This is a genomic window from Mesorhizobium sp. M0276 (genome assembly GCF_040321755.1).
Lineage (GTDB): Bacteria > Pseudomonadota > Alphaproteobacteria > Rhizobiales > Rhizobiaceae > Mesorhizobium.
This window is the reverse complement of the sequence record NZ_JAMYSC010000020.1, coordinates 74,795-90,343: the sequence shown is the minus strand read 5'-3', so window position 1 is coordinate 90,343 and position 15,549 is coordinate 74,795. Positions and strand designations below refer to the sequence as shown.

Sequence of the window (15,549 nt, the reverse complement as noted above, 5' to 3'; positions counted from 1 at the left end):
AACATGGAGAAGTACCATGCCAGCCAGCGATGATCTCAAGGGGCTGATGAAATTCCTTACCCGTGAGCAATGGCGCGAATGTTTCGAAGAGGTGCTCGACGACCATTTCGGCCCAGTTCTCGAAGCCTACGACATGGATTTCGAAGACCTCACCGAAATCCTCGGCGAGGTTTGGGCAATGACCGTTTGGGGCTGCGCCTTCGAGGACTTTCTGAGCCTGGACTTCGAGGGTGAACCCGGCAACATCGTCGATGACTATGTCAAGCGTCGAGGCTGGAAGGAAAATGCGCAATCCAAGGCTTATATGATGGCGTTACGGACGTCCGTCATGAGCCTGTATGAAGTAAGCAACGTCGTGCCTGGACAATCTCTTGTGGCGCGTGACCTTATCCGCGGAGGTGAACCTATCAACGTTAGCGAGGGCACCGCCACGAAGATGTTGAAACAGTGGGATAAGATCGCTGCACGGGTCGTGCCTGTCATGGGCAAAAACGTCCTTGCGGGCGGTGTCTTGCCGTTCACGCCGCAGGCTACGGAAGCATTGTTCGACGGACTGCGCGGCGCGTTCGGGAAAAGAAATGCAAAGAAGCTGCCCGCGTTGAGGAATGAAGAGCTGCAGGCGGCGGCATCCATGTTCACACTGTCATGGTTGTTTGACACCCTCAATAGGATGATGGAGAGGCCGACGCTACGAAATAGCGATGGCGATGACATCGTATTCCATGATGTCCGCTTTCCCTTGGCATCGGGCGTGGCGCCGGAAGAGATTGCTTCTCGATTGAACACCATTCGGGGATGTCACAAGAAAACGCGAACTTCTGGAACTGGCTGGAAGAGACACCACAAGGCAGAGACAAGCCAAAAGCGGCGAAGGCACCTACAATCGACATCACGGCGGATAGCGGTTCGTGTGTGCTGGGCAATGCCGAACTGAAGGGGCGCTTCCTCCATCTGTCCACCAACTCCGCAGAGCGAGCTGCAAGAGGGACGGCCTTGGTTCGCCAAGCCCTCGGCGATCTAGCGCGGACCCCCCTCACTGAAATCCGCACTGTCGAGCAGATGTTGGCCGAACGATCTGGCAAGCATGTCGAAACGCCGTCATCGAGTGCGCCACCAGAAATCGCCGAACAGGGCGTTCACGAGTTCTTGGATCGGCATTATCTGGAAACTCTTGATCAGCCCGTCGCAATGTTGGGGAACAAAACACCGCGTCAGGCCGCCAAAACCCCGGCCGGCCGCCGAAAGGTCGCCGATTGGCTGAAGTATCTCGAAAACCAGACAGCCAAACAACCAGACCCTGTCAATCCGATGGCTACCTATAGTTTTGAATGGATTTGGAAAGAGCTCGGCCTTCGGGACCTGCGTCAATAGTGCGCTGCCATATGCTCATCCATCGATGCACCATCGGCGCGAACTGATCGCGTCACGCGTCAGCCTTTCTTGGCGATCCGCTCGAACGTCTTGGCATTGGAAAGTTCGTTGACAGCGTCCTTGCCGATCCAGCGCGCGGTCCTATCGGTCGACTGCGCCAGTCGTTCGGCGACGGCAAGCGCGGCGCCGTGCATAGCCATCGATCGTTTGCCGATCGATCGAAGCGCCCAGTTCACGGCTTTCTTCACGAAATTGCGGCTGTCGGTGGCATGCGCTTCGATGATCGGCAGGAAGGCGAGGAAGCTTGTCTCTGGTTCTTTCTTCCGGTGAACGGCAGACCATGCCATCATCGCAAAGGCCGTGCGCCGAACGAATTCCCGTTCGTCGGCCGCGAACTCGCCGATCAGTTCCTTCCAGGCGTCCGTATCGACAAAGAGATCCGAGACGCCATCGACGATGTCCCATGAGTCGAAACTGGCCGCCCATCTTCTTGCATCTCCAGCAGAAAACCGTTTCGGATCAGCCGTGACGGAAGCGATGAACTGCGCCTCCACGATACCCGTCTCCCACAGCTCGAAGGCGCGCTCGTGGTTGCGTTTGATCTTCCTGGCGATCTGCCGCTGTACGCCATGCGTTATGCCAAGGGCGCGGTCGATCCTGATGCCGTAGCGCAACATGCCGAGGCGGTTCTCCTGCGAGCCAATGGCGCGCAGATGGTCGACAATTTCCGCGGCACTGGATTGAGGCGAGAGTTCCGCCATCGCAGAAACCTATTTTTCCAGCCGCGCCAGCAGCGAGGACGTGTCCCAGCGCTTGCCGCCCATTGCCTGCACATCCTTGTAGAACTGATCGACAAGCGCGGTCACCGGCAATTTGGCACCGTTGCGGTCGGCTTCCGCCAGGCAGATGCCAAGGTCCTTACGCATCCAATCGACGGCGAAGCCGAAATCATACTTGCCGGCATTCATCGTCTTATGCCGGTTCTCCATCTGCCAGGAACCAGCCGCACCCTTGGAGATGACCTCGATCACCTTCTCGATATCGAGCCCGGCCTTCTTACCGAAATGGATGCCTTCGGCCAGCCCCTGCACGAGACCGGCGATGGCGATCTGGTTGATCATCTTGGTGAGCTGGCCAGCACCGGCCGACCCCATCAAGCCAACCATGCGGGCAAAGGCATCTATGACGGGCCTGGCTCTGTCGAAAGCGTCCTGCTCGCCACCGACCATGACGGTCAGGAGGCCATTCTCGGCGCCGGCCTGGCCACCGGAGACCGGCGCGTCGAGGAACGAAAAGCCGCGTGCTTGCGCCGCCGCCGCCAGTTCGCGTGCGACCTCGGCCGAGGCCGTGGTGTTGTCGATGAAGACCGAACCCTTCTTCATCGATTTGAAGGCGCCTTCGGGACCCGTCGTCACCGAACGCAAATCGTCGTCGTTTCCGACGCAGGAAAAGACAAAATCCTTGCCCTCGGCGGCCTGCGCCGGCGTCGCCGCAAGGCTGCCGCCGTGCTGGCCTACCCAATGCTCGGCCTTGGCCTTGGTGCGGTTGTAGACGGTGACGTCGTGCCCACCCTTGTTCCTCAAGTGCCCGGCCATTGGATAGCCCATCACGCCAAGACCGAGAAATGCAACGGATGCCATGAGCTTACCCTTCAGAATGGAAACGGAATTTGCTGCGAAAGCTCTAGGCCCTGCGCCCAATTCGTCAAGACGCGTGTGACCAGATCGACTGGTGCAGCCAGTTTGAAAATGGTCAGCGTTTCAGGTGAACGGTGATCCGGCGCTCGATCCATTCAACGCCATGGCGCAAGATCTCGACCATCACCAGATAGACGAGAGCGACCCAGATATAGGCCTGAATGTCGAACGAGTTGGCGAAGGCGAGCTTTGCATTGCCCATCAGATCATAGACCGTGATGATAGCGACGATGGCGGACGCCTTGACCATCAGGATCAGTTCATTGCCATAGGGCCGCAAGGCGACGATCAAGGCTTGGGGCAGGATGATCTTGCGCAATGTCTGCAGTTTGTGCAGGCCGAGCGATGCTGCCCCTTCCCATTGCCCACGAGGCACGCTCTCGATGGCGCCGCGTAGAATCTCGGCCTGGTAGGCGGCAGTGTTGAGCGAAAAGGCAAAGACGCCGCAATTGAACGCGTCCTTGAAAAAATCCCAGAGGCCAACCGACTGCAGTTCGACCCTGAACGAGCCTAATCCATAATAGACCAGATAGGTCTGAACCAGCAGCGGCGTGCCACGGAAGAAATAGACATAGCAATAGGCGAGGCCGGACAGAATCCGGTTGCTGGACATGCGCCCATAGGCGACAGGCACCGAAAGCATTGCGCCGAGCACCATCGATATGGAAACCAGCGCGAGCGTTACCCCAAGCCCTCGCAAATAGGCGGGCGCATATTTGGCGAAGAAATCGGCATTCCAGGCAATGACCAGATAGCTGACGATGCCAGCGCCGAATAGGATCCACAGGCAGACCAGCGCATAACCGGCGATACGCCTGCGCGGCCAACCCCGCGCCTGGGGCGGCGGCCGTTCGACCATGGCGGCTGTAGCGCTCATCGCTGCGCCTCCCGCCGGCCAAGCGAACGCAAAATTGCACCGGTGGCAAAGGACGACACGACGGCGAGGCCGAGAAACACCAGCGAGGCCACGCCGAAGAACAGGAAAGCGTGCTTGGTGACGCGGGCGGCAATGCTGGCATTGCGCAGCGTCTCGGCCAAGCCGACGACCGATACCAGGGACGTGTCCTTGAGTAGGCTTAGCCAGCAGTTCTCCAGTCCGGGAAACGCGATGCGCAGCAACTGCGGCACGATCACCTTGCGCATGGTCAGCCAGTTGGAAAGCCCGATGGCGTAGCCGCCCTCATATTGGCCCTTCGGTATGGCGCGGAAGGCCGAGAGGAAAACCTCGCTGGCATAGGACGAGAAGATCAGCGCGAGCACGATCATGCCGGCGACGAAGCTGTTGACGTCGATGGTGGCGTCCGGCCGGAAATACCTGACGAGATGCTGCAGCAGGATCGGCATGCCGAAGAAGAACAGGAAAAGCGTCACCAGTTCCGGCAGGCCGCGAAAGACCGTGGTGTAGATGTTGGCGGCAAGGCGCAGCGATGGTTCTTCGGACTGCTTGGCAAGAGCAATGAAAAAGCCGATCGTCAATCCGATTGGCAACGTGGCAAGGGCAAGCGCAACGGTGATCAGTGCGCCATAGGCGATATCGTCAAGCCAGCCATCGGGTCCCCAACTGAGAAGTGTCCATATGCTCTGGGATGGCATCGACAGGTCTTATCTCCACGGCGTTCCCGAACGAATAGAAAGACGGCGAAGAAGTTCCCCGCCGTCTTCACCTAGTTTATCAGGACTCGGCGCCGTAGACGTCGAACTTAAAGTACTTGTCGTTGATTTCCTTGTATTTTCCATTGGCGCGGATGGCGTCGATGGCCGCGTTGAGCTTGTTGACCAGGTCGGTCTCGCCCTTGCGCACGGCAATGCCGGCGCCTGGCCCGAAGATCTCGACTGGTTGCGGCGACGGCTGGCCGAGGATCTTGCAGCATGCGCCATCGGGCGAATCCAGCCACTGCTGCAGCACGACGATATCGTCCTCGATTGCGTCGAGACGACCATTGGCAAGATCTGCCTGCTCCTCGGGGCTGCTCGGATAGCCCTTGACGGTGCTGTCGGTGTAGGTCTTCGAGGCATAGTTGAAATGCGTGGTGGTGGTGGCCACGCCGACGGTCTTGCCGGCGAGATCTTCCTTGGTCACGCCCTTCAGCGTGCTGTCCTTCGGCACGGCGAGCGCCGACGGCGTGTTGTAGTATTTGTGCGAGAAGTCGACCTTCTCCAACCGCTCCGGCGTGATCGACATCGAAGCGACGATGGCGTCGAATTTGCCGGCCTGAAGAGCGGGAATGATGCCGTCCCAATCCTGGGCGACGAAGGTGCATTTGACCTTCATCTCGTCACAAAGCGCCTTGGCGATGTCGATGTCGAAGCCGACGAGCTGGCCATCGGCGGTGAGGTTGTTGAATGGCGGGTAGGCGCCTTCGGTGCCGATCCTCAGGGTCTTTTCCTGGGCCTGGGCTACGCCGAGCGTCAACAGCGCGGCCGAAGCGGCGAGCGCGATACGCAGTGCAATACGCATGATAATCCTCTCTTTATGGTCCCGGCCGTCGTTCCAAACGGCTCTGTGGGGCGGTGCTTTTGGCCGCCCGCTGGCGCGATACTCCCACTCTTTCCAAGAAAAAAGCAACTGCAAAACCGCAAAAACGGGGAAGGCTATTCTGCCGCTGCGTCAGCGCTCAAGCAACGAGCCCAGTGGTGCGCTCGATGAAGTCGGCTATCGACTTTGCATCGTCGAGATCGAACACCGGCAGGGGACCGCCTTCAGCCGCAAAATCGGCGGCGACGGCGACGATGTTGGGATCACTTGCCGAAAGCGGCGTGCGGTCTTTCGCGTCCAGCCGGCGGGCTTCGATCTTGCGGTGGGCCTCGCGCTTGTAACCCTCGACCAGCACCAGGTCGCAAGGCGCGAGCCGTGATAGAATTACCTCCAGCGTCGGCTCATCCTCACCGCGCAGTTCGTGCATCAGCGCCCAGCGGGTTCCCGACACGATCGCGACTTCCGTGGCGCCCGCCTGCCTATGGCGGTAGCTGTCGGCACCCGGCTTGTCGATGTCGAAATCGTGGTGCGCGTGTTTCACCGTCGACACTTTCCAGCCGCGCCGAACAAGTTCGGTGACCAGCTTTTCGGTCAATGTCGTCTTGCCGGAGTTTTTCCAACCGGTGATGCCGAAGACGCGTCTGTTCATGATTTCATGCTGCAACAGACCTTCGGCAGCGACAAGATCATCAGGCTGGTTGATGTTGAAGAAAGGGTCGACCGGGTGGCCCGCCGATTGAAGAAGCGGGAATTCCACCTCGACGAAGCCGTGCCGGTCGATGAAAGCCGAAACCCGCCTGATATCTTCATCGACCAGAAAATGCCGCAGGGCGTCGCGACAGTCCGTCGGCCAGAGCGCGAAGGTGGGGTGCCGCTTGCCGCCCGAGCAAGCGACGGCAATCGAAGCTGGACTTTGATCGGTGGCGGCCGCCAGTCGCTCGACAAGATCCAGCGGCAGGAAGGGCGTGTCGCCGGCAGCGGTAACGATCGCCTTGCAAGCCGTGTTGGCCGCGGTCCATTCGAGGCCAGTCAGAATACCGGCAAGCGGCCCGGCAAAGCCGGTCACCGTGTCGGCAAGCACCGGCAGCCCAAAGCGCGAGAACCGCGCCGGATCGCCGTTGGCGCTAAGCGCGAGGGGGCCGATCTGCGGGCCAAAGCGCGAGATGACCTGGTCGAGCACGCGGCCGCTGCCAAGCGGCAACAGGCTCTTGTCGCCACCGCCCATCCGTCTCGACTGGCCGCCGGCCAGAATGATCCCCGCAACATCTCGCTTCATGCCATCGAGCCTGTACGCCTGCCGCCGAAAATCACAAGAACCTTCAAATGGCTTGGCTAGATTCCGTCGGGAACCATGGCCGGTCCGGTGCTTTCGGCGACGATCTTTCGCTTGCCGACCACTCGTTCGCGGTAAAGCGCATAGAGGCCGGAGCCGATGATGATGGTGGCGCCGACGATCATCGGCAGATCTGGAATATCGGCGAAGATGAACAGGCCGAGCAGGATCGACCAGATCAGGGCCGTATAGCGGAACGGCGCGATGAAGGAGATGTCGCCCGAGCGCATCGCCATGATGATGAACTGGTAACCGATGAGCACCAGCACGGCAGCCAGGGCCAACAGGGCGGTGCTGTTGCCCGTCATCGGTGTCCAGCCCCCCATCGGCGACAACAGCGCCCCGCCGACGACAGTCATGGCAAGCGCGGTCGCGGTCGACACCAGCAGGGTGGGAATAGCCTTGGGAATCCGCTTGGTGCTGAGATCGCGTACCGTACAACAAGCGACGCTGGCCAGTGCCGACAGTGAGTAGATGCTGAAGCCTTCGAAGCCAGGCCGCACGATGATCAGCACGCCACCAAATCCGATGGCGATGGCCAGCCAGCGCCGCCAGCCGACAGCCTCGCCGAAGACGAGTGCCGCGCTCATCGTCACCGCCAGCGGCAGCGCCTGTAGCACCGCCGAAACATTGGCGATCGGCAAATGGGCGAGGGCGACGAGAAAACTCACCGTTGCGCCGGCTTCGCTGATCACGCGCATGGCCACCAGCGGCTGCAGCATCGACCCGGGGCGGGCAAGCGCGCCGCGCTGCCAGGCGAGCAAGCCGACGAAGAGCGAAGCGAACGCACCGCGGATCAACATGACTTGCGCCATGTTCATCGATTGCGACGAGTATTTGGTGATGGCGTCGTTGAGGGTGAAGCCGGCCATCGCCACCACCATGAACAACGCGCCGCGAAGATTTGGAGACAGGGGCAAGACGACTACCGGTTCTGTTTTGCAGCAAGCCTGTAACAGCCGGGCATGAAACAGCAATAACAAAGGGCTGGGCCACAGCCTCGTTTGTGGCCCTGGAGATCGCCTGCAATGGCGGCAGAACTTACTTCTTCGGCGTCAGCACCTCGGTGCCATTGCCTTCCTTGCCGGCGATCGTCCACAGGCCGTGCAGGGAGCCGTCGTCCATCACCTTGTAGACGACAAGGCCGATATCCTTGTCCATGACATAGCCGGCGGAGAAGGCGTCATCGTTGCGCATGCAGATGCCGTCGGAAGACGAGCCGCCCGTCTCCCAGTGGATCGTGCAGGTCGTTCCGCTGGTCAGCGCGATGGTTGCCTCGCCGCCATAGGCCGAGCCGTCGAAGTTGGTGCCGGCGACCGTATAGGTGCCGCCGATCGACTGGGCGGCCGCTGGCACGGAAGCGAGGCCAAGCAATGCAAGAGAGAGAAGGAGTTTGCCCATGGTCTATTCCCCCTGTTGGATGAAACCGTCCCAAGCGGAAGGCTAGGCCGGAACGGACCATCGGTAAATCAGCAGAGCATTCGCGGGTAAAGATTTGTTCGCGGTGTGGCCGAAATGCTCACGGTCACGAAACGCTCATGGCCCCTTGAGACTGCCGGCGATGGCACCCACCAGCGGGTCGTATTTCGACTTGAGGGCCGGCGGGTAGTCGATCCAGACCGTGCGGATGATGCCATCCCTGCCGAACAGGCGCCGCTCGTAAAAGATCTTTCCGTCCTTCATCCCAGACAGCACCGCCCAGTCCTTGCCGGACTTGCTGTAGGTGACCTTGTAGCCGGCTTCATCGCTGGCCTTCTCGGCAGCCACAAAACCCTTCGGCGTTTCATCGTCGATGTTGCGGATGCCCGAGCAGATCAGGCTGGCGCCATCCGTGCTCAGCCATACCTGTCCGTCGCCATTGTCCGGCTCGGGCTGGCGATCGGTGAAAATCTCACCGGGAAAGGTGCAGACGGTGCCGAAGCGCTCGTTCACATAGGTGGACGGTGCGGCGACCGCACTGGTCGCCGCACCTGCCATGACAAACGCCGGGAATAAATAACGCCGTTGCATGTCGCGCCTCGAAGCAAATGACCTCGGAAGCGATCTTGCCTGAATTTCACGAAAAGATCAGCCGCCGGTGACGCTCATATGGCGTGACACCGATGGGCGGCTGGTGCGGCGGTCGATGATGAAATCATGGCCTTTCGGCTTGCGGCCGATCGCTTCGTCGATGGCCTCGGCGACCAGTTCGTTGCCTTCGGAGGCCCGCAAGGGCGCGCGCAGGTCGGCGGCGTCCTCCTGGCCGAGGCACATATAGAGCGTGCCGGTGCAGGTCAGCCGGACGCGGTTGCAACTCTCGCAGAAATTATGCGTCATCGGCGTGATGAAGCCGAGGCGTCCGCCGGTTTCGGCGACATGGACGTAACGAGCCGGCCCGCCGGTCTTGAAGGGAATGTCGGTCAGCGTGAACTGGCGTTCCAGCGACGCGCGCAGCAGCGACAGCGGTAAATACTGATCGGTGCGGTCGGCGTCGATCTCGCCCATCGGCATGGTCTCGATGACCGTCAAATCCATGCCACGGCCATGCGCCCAGCGCATCATCTCGGGCAACTCGGCGTCGTTGAAATCCTTCAGCGCCACCGCGTTGAGCTTGACCTTCAGCCCGGCCGCCTGCGCGGCATCGATGCCTTGCATGACCTTGTCGAGGTGGCCCCAGCGGGTGATCTTGTGGAACTTGTCGGCGTCGAGTGTGTCCAGCGACACATTGATGCGCTTGACGCCGCAATCAGCGAGTTCGGCGGCAAAGCGCGAAAGTTGCGAGCCATTGGTGGTCAGCGTCAGTTCTTCCAGCGCGCCGCTTTCGAGATGCCGCGACAACTGGCGCACCAGATGCATGATGTTCTTGCGCACCAGCGGCTCACCGCCAGTGAGCCGCAATCTCCTGACGCCCTTTTCGATGAAGACGCTGCACAGCCGGTCGAGTTCTTCCAGCGACAGCAGGTCCTTCTTCGGCAGGAAGGCCATGTCCTCGGCCATGCAATAGGTGCAGCGGAAATCGCAGCGGTCGGTAACCGACACCCTGAGATAGCTGATCGTGCGACCGAATGGGTCGATCATGTCCATGCTTCGAGCGCTTCCCGTGGCCGTGAGCGGCATCGTTATATACCGCTATGTGATACGATCCAGCCTGTCATTCAAGATAGCGGTTGTTGATCTTTCGCAACATCCCTGCGCCGACATAGCATGTCGGTCGGCATCAAACAGCCTTTTCCCGTTTGACGAAGCGGCGTAGGGAAGGATGGATAATACGGATCGAACAGCATGACCGCACCGAAAGAACTCCGGGTTTCGAAGGACCGCAAAGTGCTGTCCGTCACCTTTCCCGATCATAGGCCGTTCGAACTGCCGGCGGAGTTGTTGCGCGTCGCCTCGCCATCGGCCGAGGTGCAGGGCCACTCGCCCGAACAGCGTGTGACGGTTCCCGGCAAGCGCAATGTCAAGATCCTCAAGATCGAGCCGGTCGGCAACTACGCCGTGCGCATCACCTTCGACGATTTCCACGACACCGGTATCTTTACCTGGAACTACCTGCACACGCTCGGCCACGAGAAGGATGCACGCTGGGACGCCTATCTGGCAGAGCTTGCGGAAAAGGGCTTGAGCCGGGACCGCTAGAGGCGAAGAGATCGAGCAAGATGTCGTCCGAAAACCGCCCACACTGTTCGGAATCGTGCTCCTGTCGTTGTCGTCAAAGCGTCATCGAAATGGAGTAGCGCCGGCGAAGGTTTGGAGACGAAAAAGATGTCCGTCATCACCACAGTCGAGCAGATCGAGGCGCTCTATGGCGTTCCTGGCGAGGCCTCCCTGGTCAAGGAACTCGACCGTGTCATTCCAGAATACGCCGCTTTCATCGAGTCCTCACCGTTTGTCGCATTGGCGACCAGCGGGCCGGAGGGGCTTGACTGCTCGCCGCGCGGCGATCTCGCCGGCTTCGTGCGCATCCACGATCCGAAAACCCTGATGATGCCGGACCGTCGCGGCAACAACCGCGCCGATTCGCTTCGAAACATCATCCGCGATCCGCGAGTCGGCCTGCTGTTCCTGGTGCCGGGCTCCGGCACGACGCTGCGCGTCAATGGTCGCGCTCATATCACCACGGATACAACGCTGTGCGCGTCGTTCGCGGTTGAAGGCAAGGCGGCGCGATCGGTAACCGTTGTCGACATCGATTCGGTCTACTTCCAATGCGCCCGCGCCATCGTCCGCTCCGAACTCTGGAATCCGGCGAGGCATGTCGACCCGAAGTCGTTGCCGACGCCCGGACAGATCCTGGAAATCACCAGCCGCAAGAACATCGATGGCGACACCTACGACAAGGAATGGCCGGAGCGGGCGAAGAAGACGATGTGGTAAGTTTGGGCTGAGGGGCGGTCACGCCTCCTTCAGCACCTCATAGATCTTGCGCATCTGCTCGCCGATCATGTCGCATTGTTCCGGCGTCGACTGGCTCATCGCCTTCTCGATCAGCGCCATGTGCACTTTCAGCGCCTGCATCAGCAGCGCCTCGCCGGCCTCGGTGAGCGCGAGCCGCAGGATGCGCTTGTCCTTGTCGTCGCCTTCGCGGCGCAGCAGGCCACGCGCCTCCAGCTGCGGCAGAAGCATGGTGATGTTGGAGCGACCGACGAGCAGCTTGCGGGCAAGGTCGTGCTGCGACATGCCGGGATGGCGGTAGAGGTTCATCAGCACATCGAGCTGAGCCGGCTTCAGGTCGAGCGGCCCCAGCTTCACCGCCAGCGTGCGCTCAAGCACATGGCAGGCGCGCGCTACCGCGACCCAGTTGCGAAAGCGCGGGTTGTCCCAAGGTAGCTCTTGTTTATTGTTCATCTTTGAACTATTATGTTCATGCTTGAACGTATGGATGGATTCTCACTATGGCATCATTCGGGCTGAAGGTCATCCGGGGCGTGTTTGGTGCGGCCGAGCGTGTCGCGCCGCGCCTGACCGGGCGCGCGGCGTTCGAATTGTTCTGCCGCACACCGAACGTCAAGGCGCTCAGCGACGGCGAACGGCGCGCAGTCGATCGCGCTGCCGAGTTCATGACCGAGGCGCGCCATCACCGGCTCAAGACCGCGACCCGCTGCGTCATGGTGCACGAGTTCCGGCCGGAGCCGGGCGGGGCAGCCGTTGGCACGGTGCTTGTCGTGCATGGCTGGCGCTCGCGCACCGAATATATGCGCGCGTTGATCGAAGGCTATCGCGCCGCCGGTTACAGGGTGGTTTCCATTGATCTGCCGGGCCACGGCCAGTCGCAGGGCAGGCGGCTGAACATGGTCAATGCCGTTGATGCGGTGCGGGTTGCCGGTGAGTGGTTCGGCCCGTTCGTGGCAGCGGTCGGTCACTCCTTCGGCGGTGCCGTCGCCGCCAATGCCGTCGCCGGTTCGGTCAAGAACATCCCGCCGCTGGCGGCCGGACGTCTGGTGCTGATCGCGGCGCCAAGTTCCCTGCCGGCGATCTTCGCCGACTTCAGCCGCATGCTCAATGTCGGTCCGCGCTCGCAAGCCGCAATGGCGGATCGTGTCCAACATCTTTCCGGTCGGCCGTTGCACGAATTCACCGGCGACCGTCAGCTCGCCCAGGCGCCGGTCCCGACCCTGGTCATCCACGCACCGGACGACCGTGAGGTTTCGGCCGATCACGCAAGGCGCTATGCCGGCGCCGGCGGTCATGTGCGGCTCTACTGGGCAGACGGGCTCGGCCATCGCCGCATTCTTGCGGACAAGGGTGTGATCGAAAGCGCGGTCGGCTTCGTGGCGCATCGCGAGCCGTCGCTGCTGCATTGACCGGCGATCGAAATTATTTCTTCTTCTCGCCGGGTTCGACCGGCAGTCCGGCCGCCTTCCAGGCGGTGTAGCCGCCAAGGATATGCTTTACCGGCGCAAGCCCCATGTCCTGCGCCGTCTTGGTGGCCAGCGCCGAGCGCCAGCCGCCTGCGCAGAAGAAGACGAAGCTCTTTCCCGAGGCGAAGAACGGCTTGTGGTAGGGGCTTTCGGGGTCGATCCAGAATTCCAGCATGCCGCGCGTGACATGTTTGGCGCCGGGAATCCGGCCGTCGCGCTCCACTTCGCGCGGATCGCGCAGATCGACGAAGATGGTGTCTTCATCGTCGAGCAGCCCGGCTGCTTCCTCGGGCGAAACCACCTCGATCTCGGCGTTCGCCTCGTCCAGCAGTTCGCGATAACCTTTCTTCACGCCTTCATACCTCCCGGCTCGCTGGCGAATTTCGAGCACACCAGCCGCCGTTTGTCACGCCGCATCGGTTGCCGCCATTGTCTTCCAGGCCGCCATGGCCCCGGCCACCGTTGCCAGCAAGGCATCGTGCGAGGCGCCGTCGCGGGCCTGGATCGACATGCCGTGCTGAACCGTGGCGAAGAAAGTCGCGGCGACGCCGCAGTCGAAATCCGCCGACCGACACCGACATGAACCCGGCCGATGGTCCGCATGCCGAGCACCAGCGCCAGAAGATGGCGACGCCGCGATTCGGCAGGGCCGAGGACATCGCCGGCATGGTTGCCTGGCTGGCGGGCCCGGAAGGCCGATTCGTCACCGGCGCCGCGCTGACCATCGATGGCGGCGCCAACGCCTGATCTGCAATGGATTTCCCGGCTGGACGCAAACACCCCGCTCCAGCCGTCACGACGTTGTGAAACCGTTCTGCAACAGACGTTCCAAAATTTATGAAAGCTTAACGAAATCGGTATGAATCAGCATAGTCGCGCCTTACATCCGCCATGCGGTGAGCGAGACGATCTACGTGCGGAACGGGAACCGGTTGCGGCCGGAAGCGGGTGATCCATGAAATTCCTCGGAAACAAGGCAGCTGCGGTGCCGCTGATGGCGATCACGGCAACGCTCGCTTTCGGTATCCCGCAAGCAGGCGCGCAGGGGCTGTTCGACATGCTTTTCGGCGGCGGCGTCAAGCACGCGCCGCAAGGCGAGTTTCCGCCGCCGCCGAAGAACAAGCCGAAAGTGCCGGGCGGCGGTGGCAGCGTGAGAATCAGCGGCCCGTCCTATTACACCTACAAGGCCGATCGGCTGGTCCGCGTCGACTTCTCGGCGCTGGCGGCGAAGCCAGAGCCGGCGGTGCCGCAGGATGCGGCTTTCGTGCCGTCAGTGACCGTCGCTGCGTTTCGCGATGCCGTTGCCAGCTTGAATGATTACGAACTTTATGCCGAGCCCGATATCGCCAAGGCGCTGATCGCCTATTACTCGGCCAATCCGGATTTCATCTGGGTAACAGGGACCAGCCTCAACAGCCGAGCACAGGATGCTGTTCGGGTGCTTGGCGAAGCTTCAAGCTACGGCCTCACGCCGGCCGACTATACGGTCGAAGTGCCCGCCGTAGCTACGTCGACGACCGACCCCAATGCCCAATTGAAAGAACTCGTCCGTTTCGAGATGACGCTGTCGGCGCGCGTGCTTCGCTATGCTCATGACGCCCAGAACGGCCGCGTCGAGCCCAACCGCATGACCGGCTACTATGATTTCCCGGCCAAGCCGCTCGACTTGCAAGGCGTGCTGAAAACGCTGGCGCATACCCAGGAAGTGCGCACCTATCTCGAATCGCGGCATCCGCAGAATGCGGAATACCAGGCGCTGCGCGTCGAACTGGAATCCCTGCAGGCAAGTGCTGAAAACGACATCGTCGTCGACCCCAAGCTGTTGCTGAAGCCGGGCGAAACCAGCCCCGAATTGCCGAAGCTGCTGACTTTGATCGCGCGCAATCTCGATGACGAGACGGGCGGCGCCTATGGCGAGATCCTGTCCCGACTGGCCACCAGCGAAGTCTATGACCCGGAACTCATTCCGATCATCAAGGCCGTGCAGCAAAAGGCCGGCATGAAGGGCGATGGCGTCATCGGCCCGCGCACCGTTGCGTCGCTCGCGGGGACATCCAAGGCCGACAAGCTGCTGAAGGTGGAAGTGGCACTGGAGGAACTGCGCTGGCTGCCTTCCGATCTCGGCAGCCCGCGTGTCTTCATCAACCAGCCGGCCTTCACGGCGAGCTATATCGACAACGGGGAGGAAAAGCTGAAGACGCGCGTGGTCGTCGGCCGGACCACCAACCAGACCGCCTTCTTCTACGACCAGATCAAGCAGGTCGACTTCCATCCTTATTGGGGCGTGCCGCAGTCGATCATCGTCAACGAAATGCTGCCCAGGTTGCGCAACGATCCCGGCTATCTCGACCGGGCCGGCTACGAAGTGACGGATTCGCAGGGCAATCGTATTCCTTCGTCGGCGGTCGACTGGGGCGCCTATGGCGCGAACATCCCCTACAGCGTGCGCCAGCAGCCGAGCGAGGCCAATGCGCTGGGCGAACTGAAGATCCTGTTCCCCAACAAGCACGCCATCTACATGCACGACACGCCGCAGAAATCCTTCTTCGAGCGTGACATGCGCGCGCTCAGCCATGGCTGCGTGCGGTTGCAGGACCCGCGTGGCATGGCGGCGGCAGTGCTCGGCACGTCGGTGGACTATATCGCCGAGAAGTTGAAGCACGGCCACGCGACCGAGAATGTGACACGCAATATCCCGGTCTATGTCGCCTATTTCACCGCATGGCCTGACCTGTCCGGCAAGGTCGAATATTTCGACGACGTCTACGACCGCGACTCGCGGCTGAAGCAGGCCCTGGACGCCACCGAGGCGGTACGCTCGCCGTCGAGCTGATT

General features: G+C 61.3%; 18 protein-coding genes and 3 pseudogenes. 7 read left to right on the top strand and 14 right to left on the bottom strand.

The genetic code is table 11. The features are described from left to right. Positions 1 to 16: 16 nt before the first annotated feature. Both NKJ01_RS17550 and NKJ01_RS17545 read left to right on the top strand, forming a co-directional pair. Complete coding sequence (locus NKJ01_RS17550) at positions 17 to 934, top strand: DUF7986 domain-containing protein (protein ID WP_352729706.1); 918 nt, start codon at positions 17 to 19, stop codon at positions 932 to 934. Then, a complete protein-coding gene (locus tag NKJ01_RS17545; RefSeq protein ID WP_352729704.1) occupies positions 913 to 1,371 on the top strand; it encodes a hypothetical protein in 459 nt (152 codons plus the stop codon). Before NKJ01_RS17550 ends, NKJ01_RS17545 begins: the two co-directional genes overlap by 22 nt. A gap of 59 nt (positions 1,372 to 1,430) precedes the next feature. On the opposite strand, the gene NKJ01_RS17540 is transcribed toward NKJ01_RS17545, so the two are convergent. The 11 genes and pseudogenes from NKJ01_RS17540 to moaA all read right to left on the bottom strand — a co-directional run bounded on the left by NKJ01_RS17540 (position 1,431) and on the right by moaA (position 9,940). Then, positions 1,431 to 2,132 carry a DNA alkylation repair protein gene (locus NKJ01_RS17540; RefSeq protein ID WP_352729702.1) on the bottom strand — a complete coding sequence of 234 codons (702 nt, stop codon included), beginning with the start codon at positions 2,130 to 2,132 and terminating at the stop codon, positions 1,431 to 1,433. 9 nt (positions 2,133 to 2,141) lie between these two features. Next, entirely contained in the window at positions 2,142 to 3,011 is an 870-nt protein-coding gene (locus NKJ01_RS17535) for an NAD(P)-dependent oxidoreductase (RefSeq protein WP_352729700.1), read from the bottom strand. A gap of 112 nt (positions 3,012 to 3,123) precedes the next feature. Next, complete coding sequence (locus NKJ01_RS17530; protein WP_352605147.1) at positions 3,124 to 3,945, bottom strand: ABC transporter permease; 822 nt, start codon at positions 3,943 to 3,945, stop codon at positions 3,124 to 3,126. Further along, a complete protein-coding gene (locus NKJ01_RS17525; protein ID WP_352729698.1) occupies positions 3,942 to 4,661 on the bottom strand; it encodes an ABC transporter permease in 720 nt (239 codons plus the stop codon). Before NKJ01_RS17525 ends, NKJ01_RS17530 begins: the two co-directional genes overlap by 4 nt. A gap of 79 nt (positions 4,662 to 4,740) precedes the next feature. Next, positions 4,741 to 5,526, bottom strand: a complete 786-nt coding sequence (locus NKJ01_RS17520; protein WP_352729696.1) for an ABC transporter substrate-binding protein — start codon at positions 5,524 to 5,526, stop codon at positions 4,741 to 4,743. A gap of 157 nt (positions 5,527 to 5,683) precedes the next feature. Next, the gene (mobB, locus tag NKJ01_RS17515) at positions 5,684 to 6,193 is read right to left on the bottom strand and encodes a molybdopterin-guanine dinucleotide biosynthesis protein B (protein WP_352729757.1); all 510 of its coding nucleotides are present in this window, start codon (positions 6,191 to 6,193) and stop codon (positions 5,684 to 5,686) included. Positions 6,194 to 6,202: 9 nt separating this feature from the next. After that, positions 6,203 to 6,820, bottom strand: a pseudogene (mobA, locus tag NKJ01_RS17510) (molybdenum cofactor guanylyltransferase MobA); the annotation flags it as partial. Between the two features lie 56 nt (positions 6,821 to 6,876). After that, positions 6,877 to 7,797 carry a DMT family transporter gene (locus tag NKJ01_RS17505; RefSeq protein WP_352729694.1) on the bottom strand — a complete coding sequence of 307 codons (921 nt, stop codon included), beginning with the start codon at positions 7,795 to 7,797 and terminating at the stop codon, positions 6,877 to 6,879. 121 nt (positions 7,798 to 7,918) lie between these two features. Further along, entirely contained in the window at positions 7,919 to 8,278 is a 360-nt protein-coding gene (locus NKJ01_RS17500; protein WP_352605153.1) for a hypothetical protein, read from the bottom strand. Between the two features lie 135 nt (positions 8,279 to 8,413). Further along, positions 8,414 to 8,854, bottom strand: a complete 441-nt coding sequence (locus tag NKJ01_RS17495; protein ID WP_352729692.1) for a hypothetical protein — start codon at positions 8,852 to 8,854, stop codon at positions 8,414 to 8,416. A gap of 90 nt (positions 8,855 to 8,944) precedes the next feature. After that, complete coding sequence (gene moaA, locus NKJ01_RS17490) at positions 8,945 to 9,940, bottom strand: GTP 3',8-cyclase MoaA (RefSeq protein WP_352729690.1); 996 nt, start codon at positions 9,938 to 9,940, stop codon at positions 8,945 to 8,947. 198 nt (positions 9,941 to 10,138) lie between these two features. Here moaA and NKJ01_RS17485 point away from each other — a divergent pair, with 198 nt between their 5' ends. Together NKJ01_RS17485 and NKJ01_RS17480 are read left to right on the top strand one after the other, a co-directional pair. Next, on the top strand, positions 10,139 to 10,492 hold the full coding sequence (locus NKJ01_RS17485; protein ID WP_352729688.1) for a gamma-butyrobetaine hydroxylase family protein: 354 nt from the start codon (positions 10,139 to 10,141) through the stop codon (positions 10,490 to 10,492). Positions 10,493 to 10,618: 126 nt separating this feature from the next. Continuing rightward, complete coding sequence (locus tag NKJ01_RS17480) at positions 10,619 to 11,230, top strand: pyridoxamine 5'-phosphate oxidase family protein (protein ID WP_352729686.1); 612 nt, start codon at positions 10,619 to 10,621, stop codon at positions 11,228 to 11,230. Positions 11,231 to 11,248: 18 nt separating this feature from the next. On the opposite strand, the gene NKJ01_RS17475 is transcribed toward NKJ01_RS17480, so the two are convergent. Next, the gene (locus NKJ01_RS17475; RefSeq protein WP_023759169.1) at positions 11,249 to 11,701 is read right to left on the bottom strand and encodes a MarR family winged helix-turn-helix transcriptional regulator; all 453 of its coding nucleotides are present in this window, start codon (positions 11,699 to 11,701) and stop codon (positions 11,249 to 11,251) included. A 47-nt stretch (positions 11,702 to 11,748) separates the two neighbouring features. Between NKJ01_RS17475 and NKJ01_RS17470 the strand changes: the two genes are divergently transcribed. Next, the gene (locus tag NKJ01_RS17470; RefSeq protein ID WP_352729684.1) at positions 11,749 to 12,657 is read left to right on the top strand and encodes an alpha/beta hydrolase; all 909 of its coding nucleotides are present in this window, start codon (positions 11,749 to 11,751) and stop codon (positions 12,655 to 12,657) included. A gap of 13 nt (positions 12,658 to 12,670) precedes the next feature. On the opposite strand, the gene NKJ01_RS17465 is transcribed toward NKJ01_RS17470, so the two are convergent. Beyond that, the gene (locus tag NKJ01_RS17465) at positions 12,671 to 13,066 is read right to left on the bottom strand and encodes a rhodanese-like domain-containing protein (protein ID WP_352605165.1); all 396 of its coding nucleotides are present in this window, start codon (positions 13,064 to 13,066) and stop codon (positions 12,671 to 12,673) included. A 54-nt stretch (positions 13,067 to 13,120) separates the two neighbouring features. Continuing rightward, a pseudogene (locus NKJ01_RS17460) lies at positions 13,121 to 13,279 on the bottom strand (TetR/AcrR family transcriptional regulator); the annotation flags it as partial. 2 nt (positions 13,280 to 13,281) lie between these two features. Between NKJ01_RS17460 and NKJ01_RS17455 the strand changes: the two are divergent. Next, positions 13,282 to 13,461 (top strand): annotated as a pseudogene (locus NKJ01_RS17455) (SDR family oxidoreductase); the annotation flags it as partial. A gap of 208 nt (positions 13,462 to 13,669) precedes the next feature. Beyond that, entirely contained in the window at positions 13,670 to 15,547 is a 1,878-nt protein-coding gene (locus tag NKJ01_RS17450) for a L,D-transpeptidase family protein (protein ID WP_352729682.1), read from the top strand. The last annotated feature ends 2 nt before the right edge of the window (positions 15,548 to 15,549 follow it).

Coding starts and splice junctions, on each gene's coding strand:
- NKJ01_RS17550 (WP_352729706.1), top strand. CDS start 17: ATGCCAGCCAGCGATGATCTCAAGGGGCTGATGAAATTCCTTACCCGT.
- NKJ01_RS17540 (WP_352729702.1), bottom strand. CDS start 2,132: ATGGCGGAACTCTCGCCTCAATCCAGTGCCGCGGAAATTGTCGACCAT.
- NKJ01_RS17535 (WP_352729700.1), bottom strand. CDS start 3,011: ATGGCATCCGTTGCATTTCTCGGTCTTGGCGTGATGGGCTATCCAATG.
- NKJ01_RS17530 (WP_352605147.1), bottom strand. CDS start 3,945: ATGAGCGCTACAGCCGCCATGGTCGAACGGCCGCCGCCCCAGGCGCGG.
- NKJ01_RS17525 (WP_352729698.1), bottom strand. CDS start 4,661: ATGCCATCCCAGAGCATATGGACACTTCTCAGTTGGGGACCCGATGGC.
- NKJ01_RS17520 (WP_352729696.1), bottom strand. CDS start 5,526: ATGCGTATTGCACTGCGTATCGCGCTCGCCGCTTCGGCCGCGCTGTTG.
- mobB (WP_352729757.1), bottom strand. CDS start 6,193: ATGAACAGACGCGTCTTCGGCATCACCGGTTGGAAAAACTCCGGCAAG.
- NKJ01_RS17500 (WP_352605153.1), bottom strand. CDS start 8,278: ATGGGCAAACTCCTTCTCTCTCTTGCATTGCTTGGCCTCGCTTCCGTG.
- NKJ01_RS17495 (WP_352729692.1), bottom strand. CDS start 8,854: ATGGCAGGTGCGGCGACCAGTGCGGTCGCCGCACCGTCCACCTATGTG.
- moaA (WP_352729690.1), bottom strand. CDS start 9,940: ATGGACATGATCGACCCATTCGGTCGCACGATCAGCTATCTCAGGGTG.
- NKJ01_RS17485 (WP_352729688.1), top strand. CDS start 10,139: ATGACCGCACCGAAAGAACTCCGGGTTTCGAAGGACCGCAAAGTGCTG.
- NKJ01_RS17480 (WP_352729686.1), top strand. CDS start 10,619: ATGTCCGTCATCACCACAGTCGAGCAGATCGAGGCGCTCTATGGCGTT.
- NKJ01_RS17475 (WP_023759169.1), bottom strand. CDS start 11,701: ATGAACAATAAACAAGAGCTACCTTGGGACAACCCGCGCTTTCGCAAC.
- NKJ01_RS17470 (WP_352729684.1), top strand. CDS start 11,749: ATGGCATCATTCGGGCTGAAGGTCATCCGGGGCGTGTTTGGTGCGGCC.
- NKJ01_RS17450 (WP_352729682.1), top strand. CDS start 13,670: ATGAAATTCCTCGGAAACAAGGCAGCTGCGGTGCCGCTGATGGCGATC.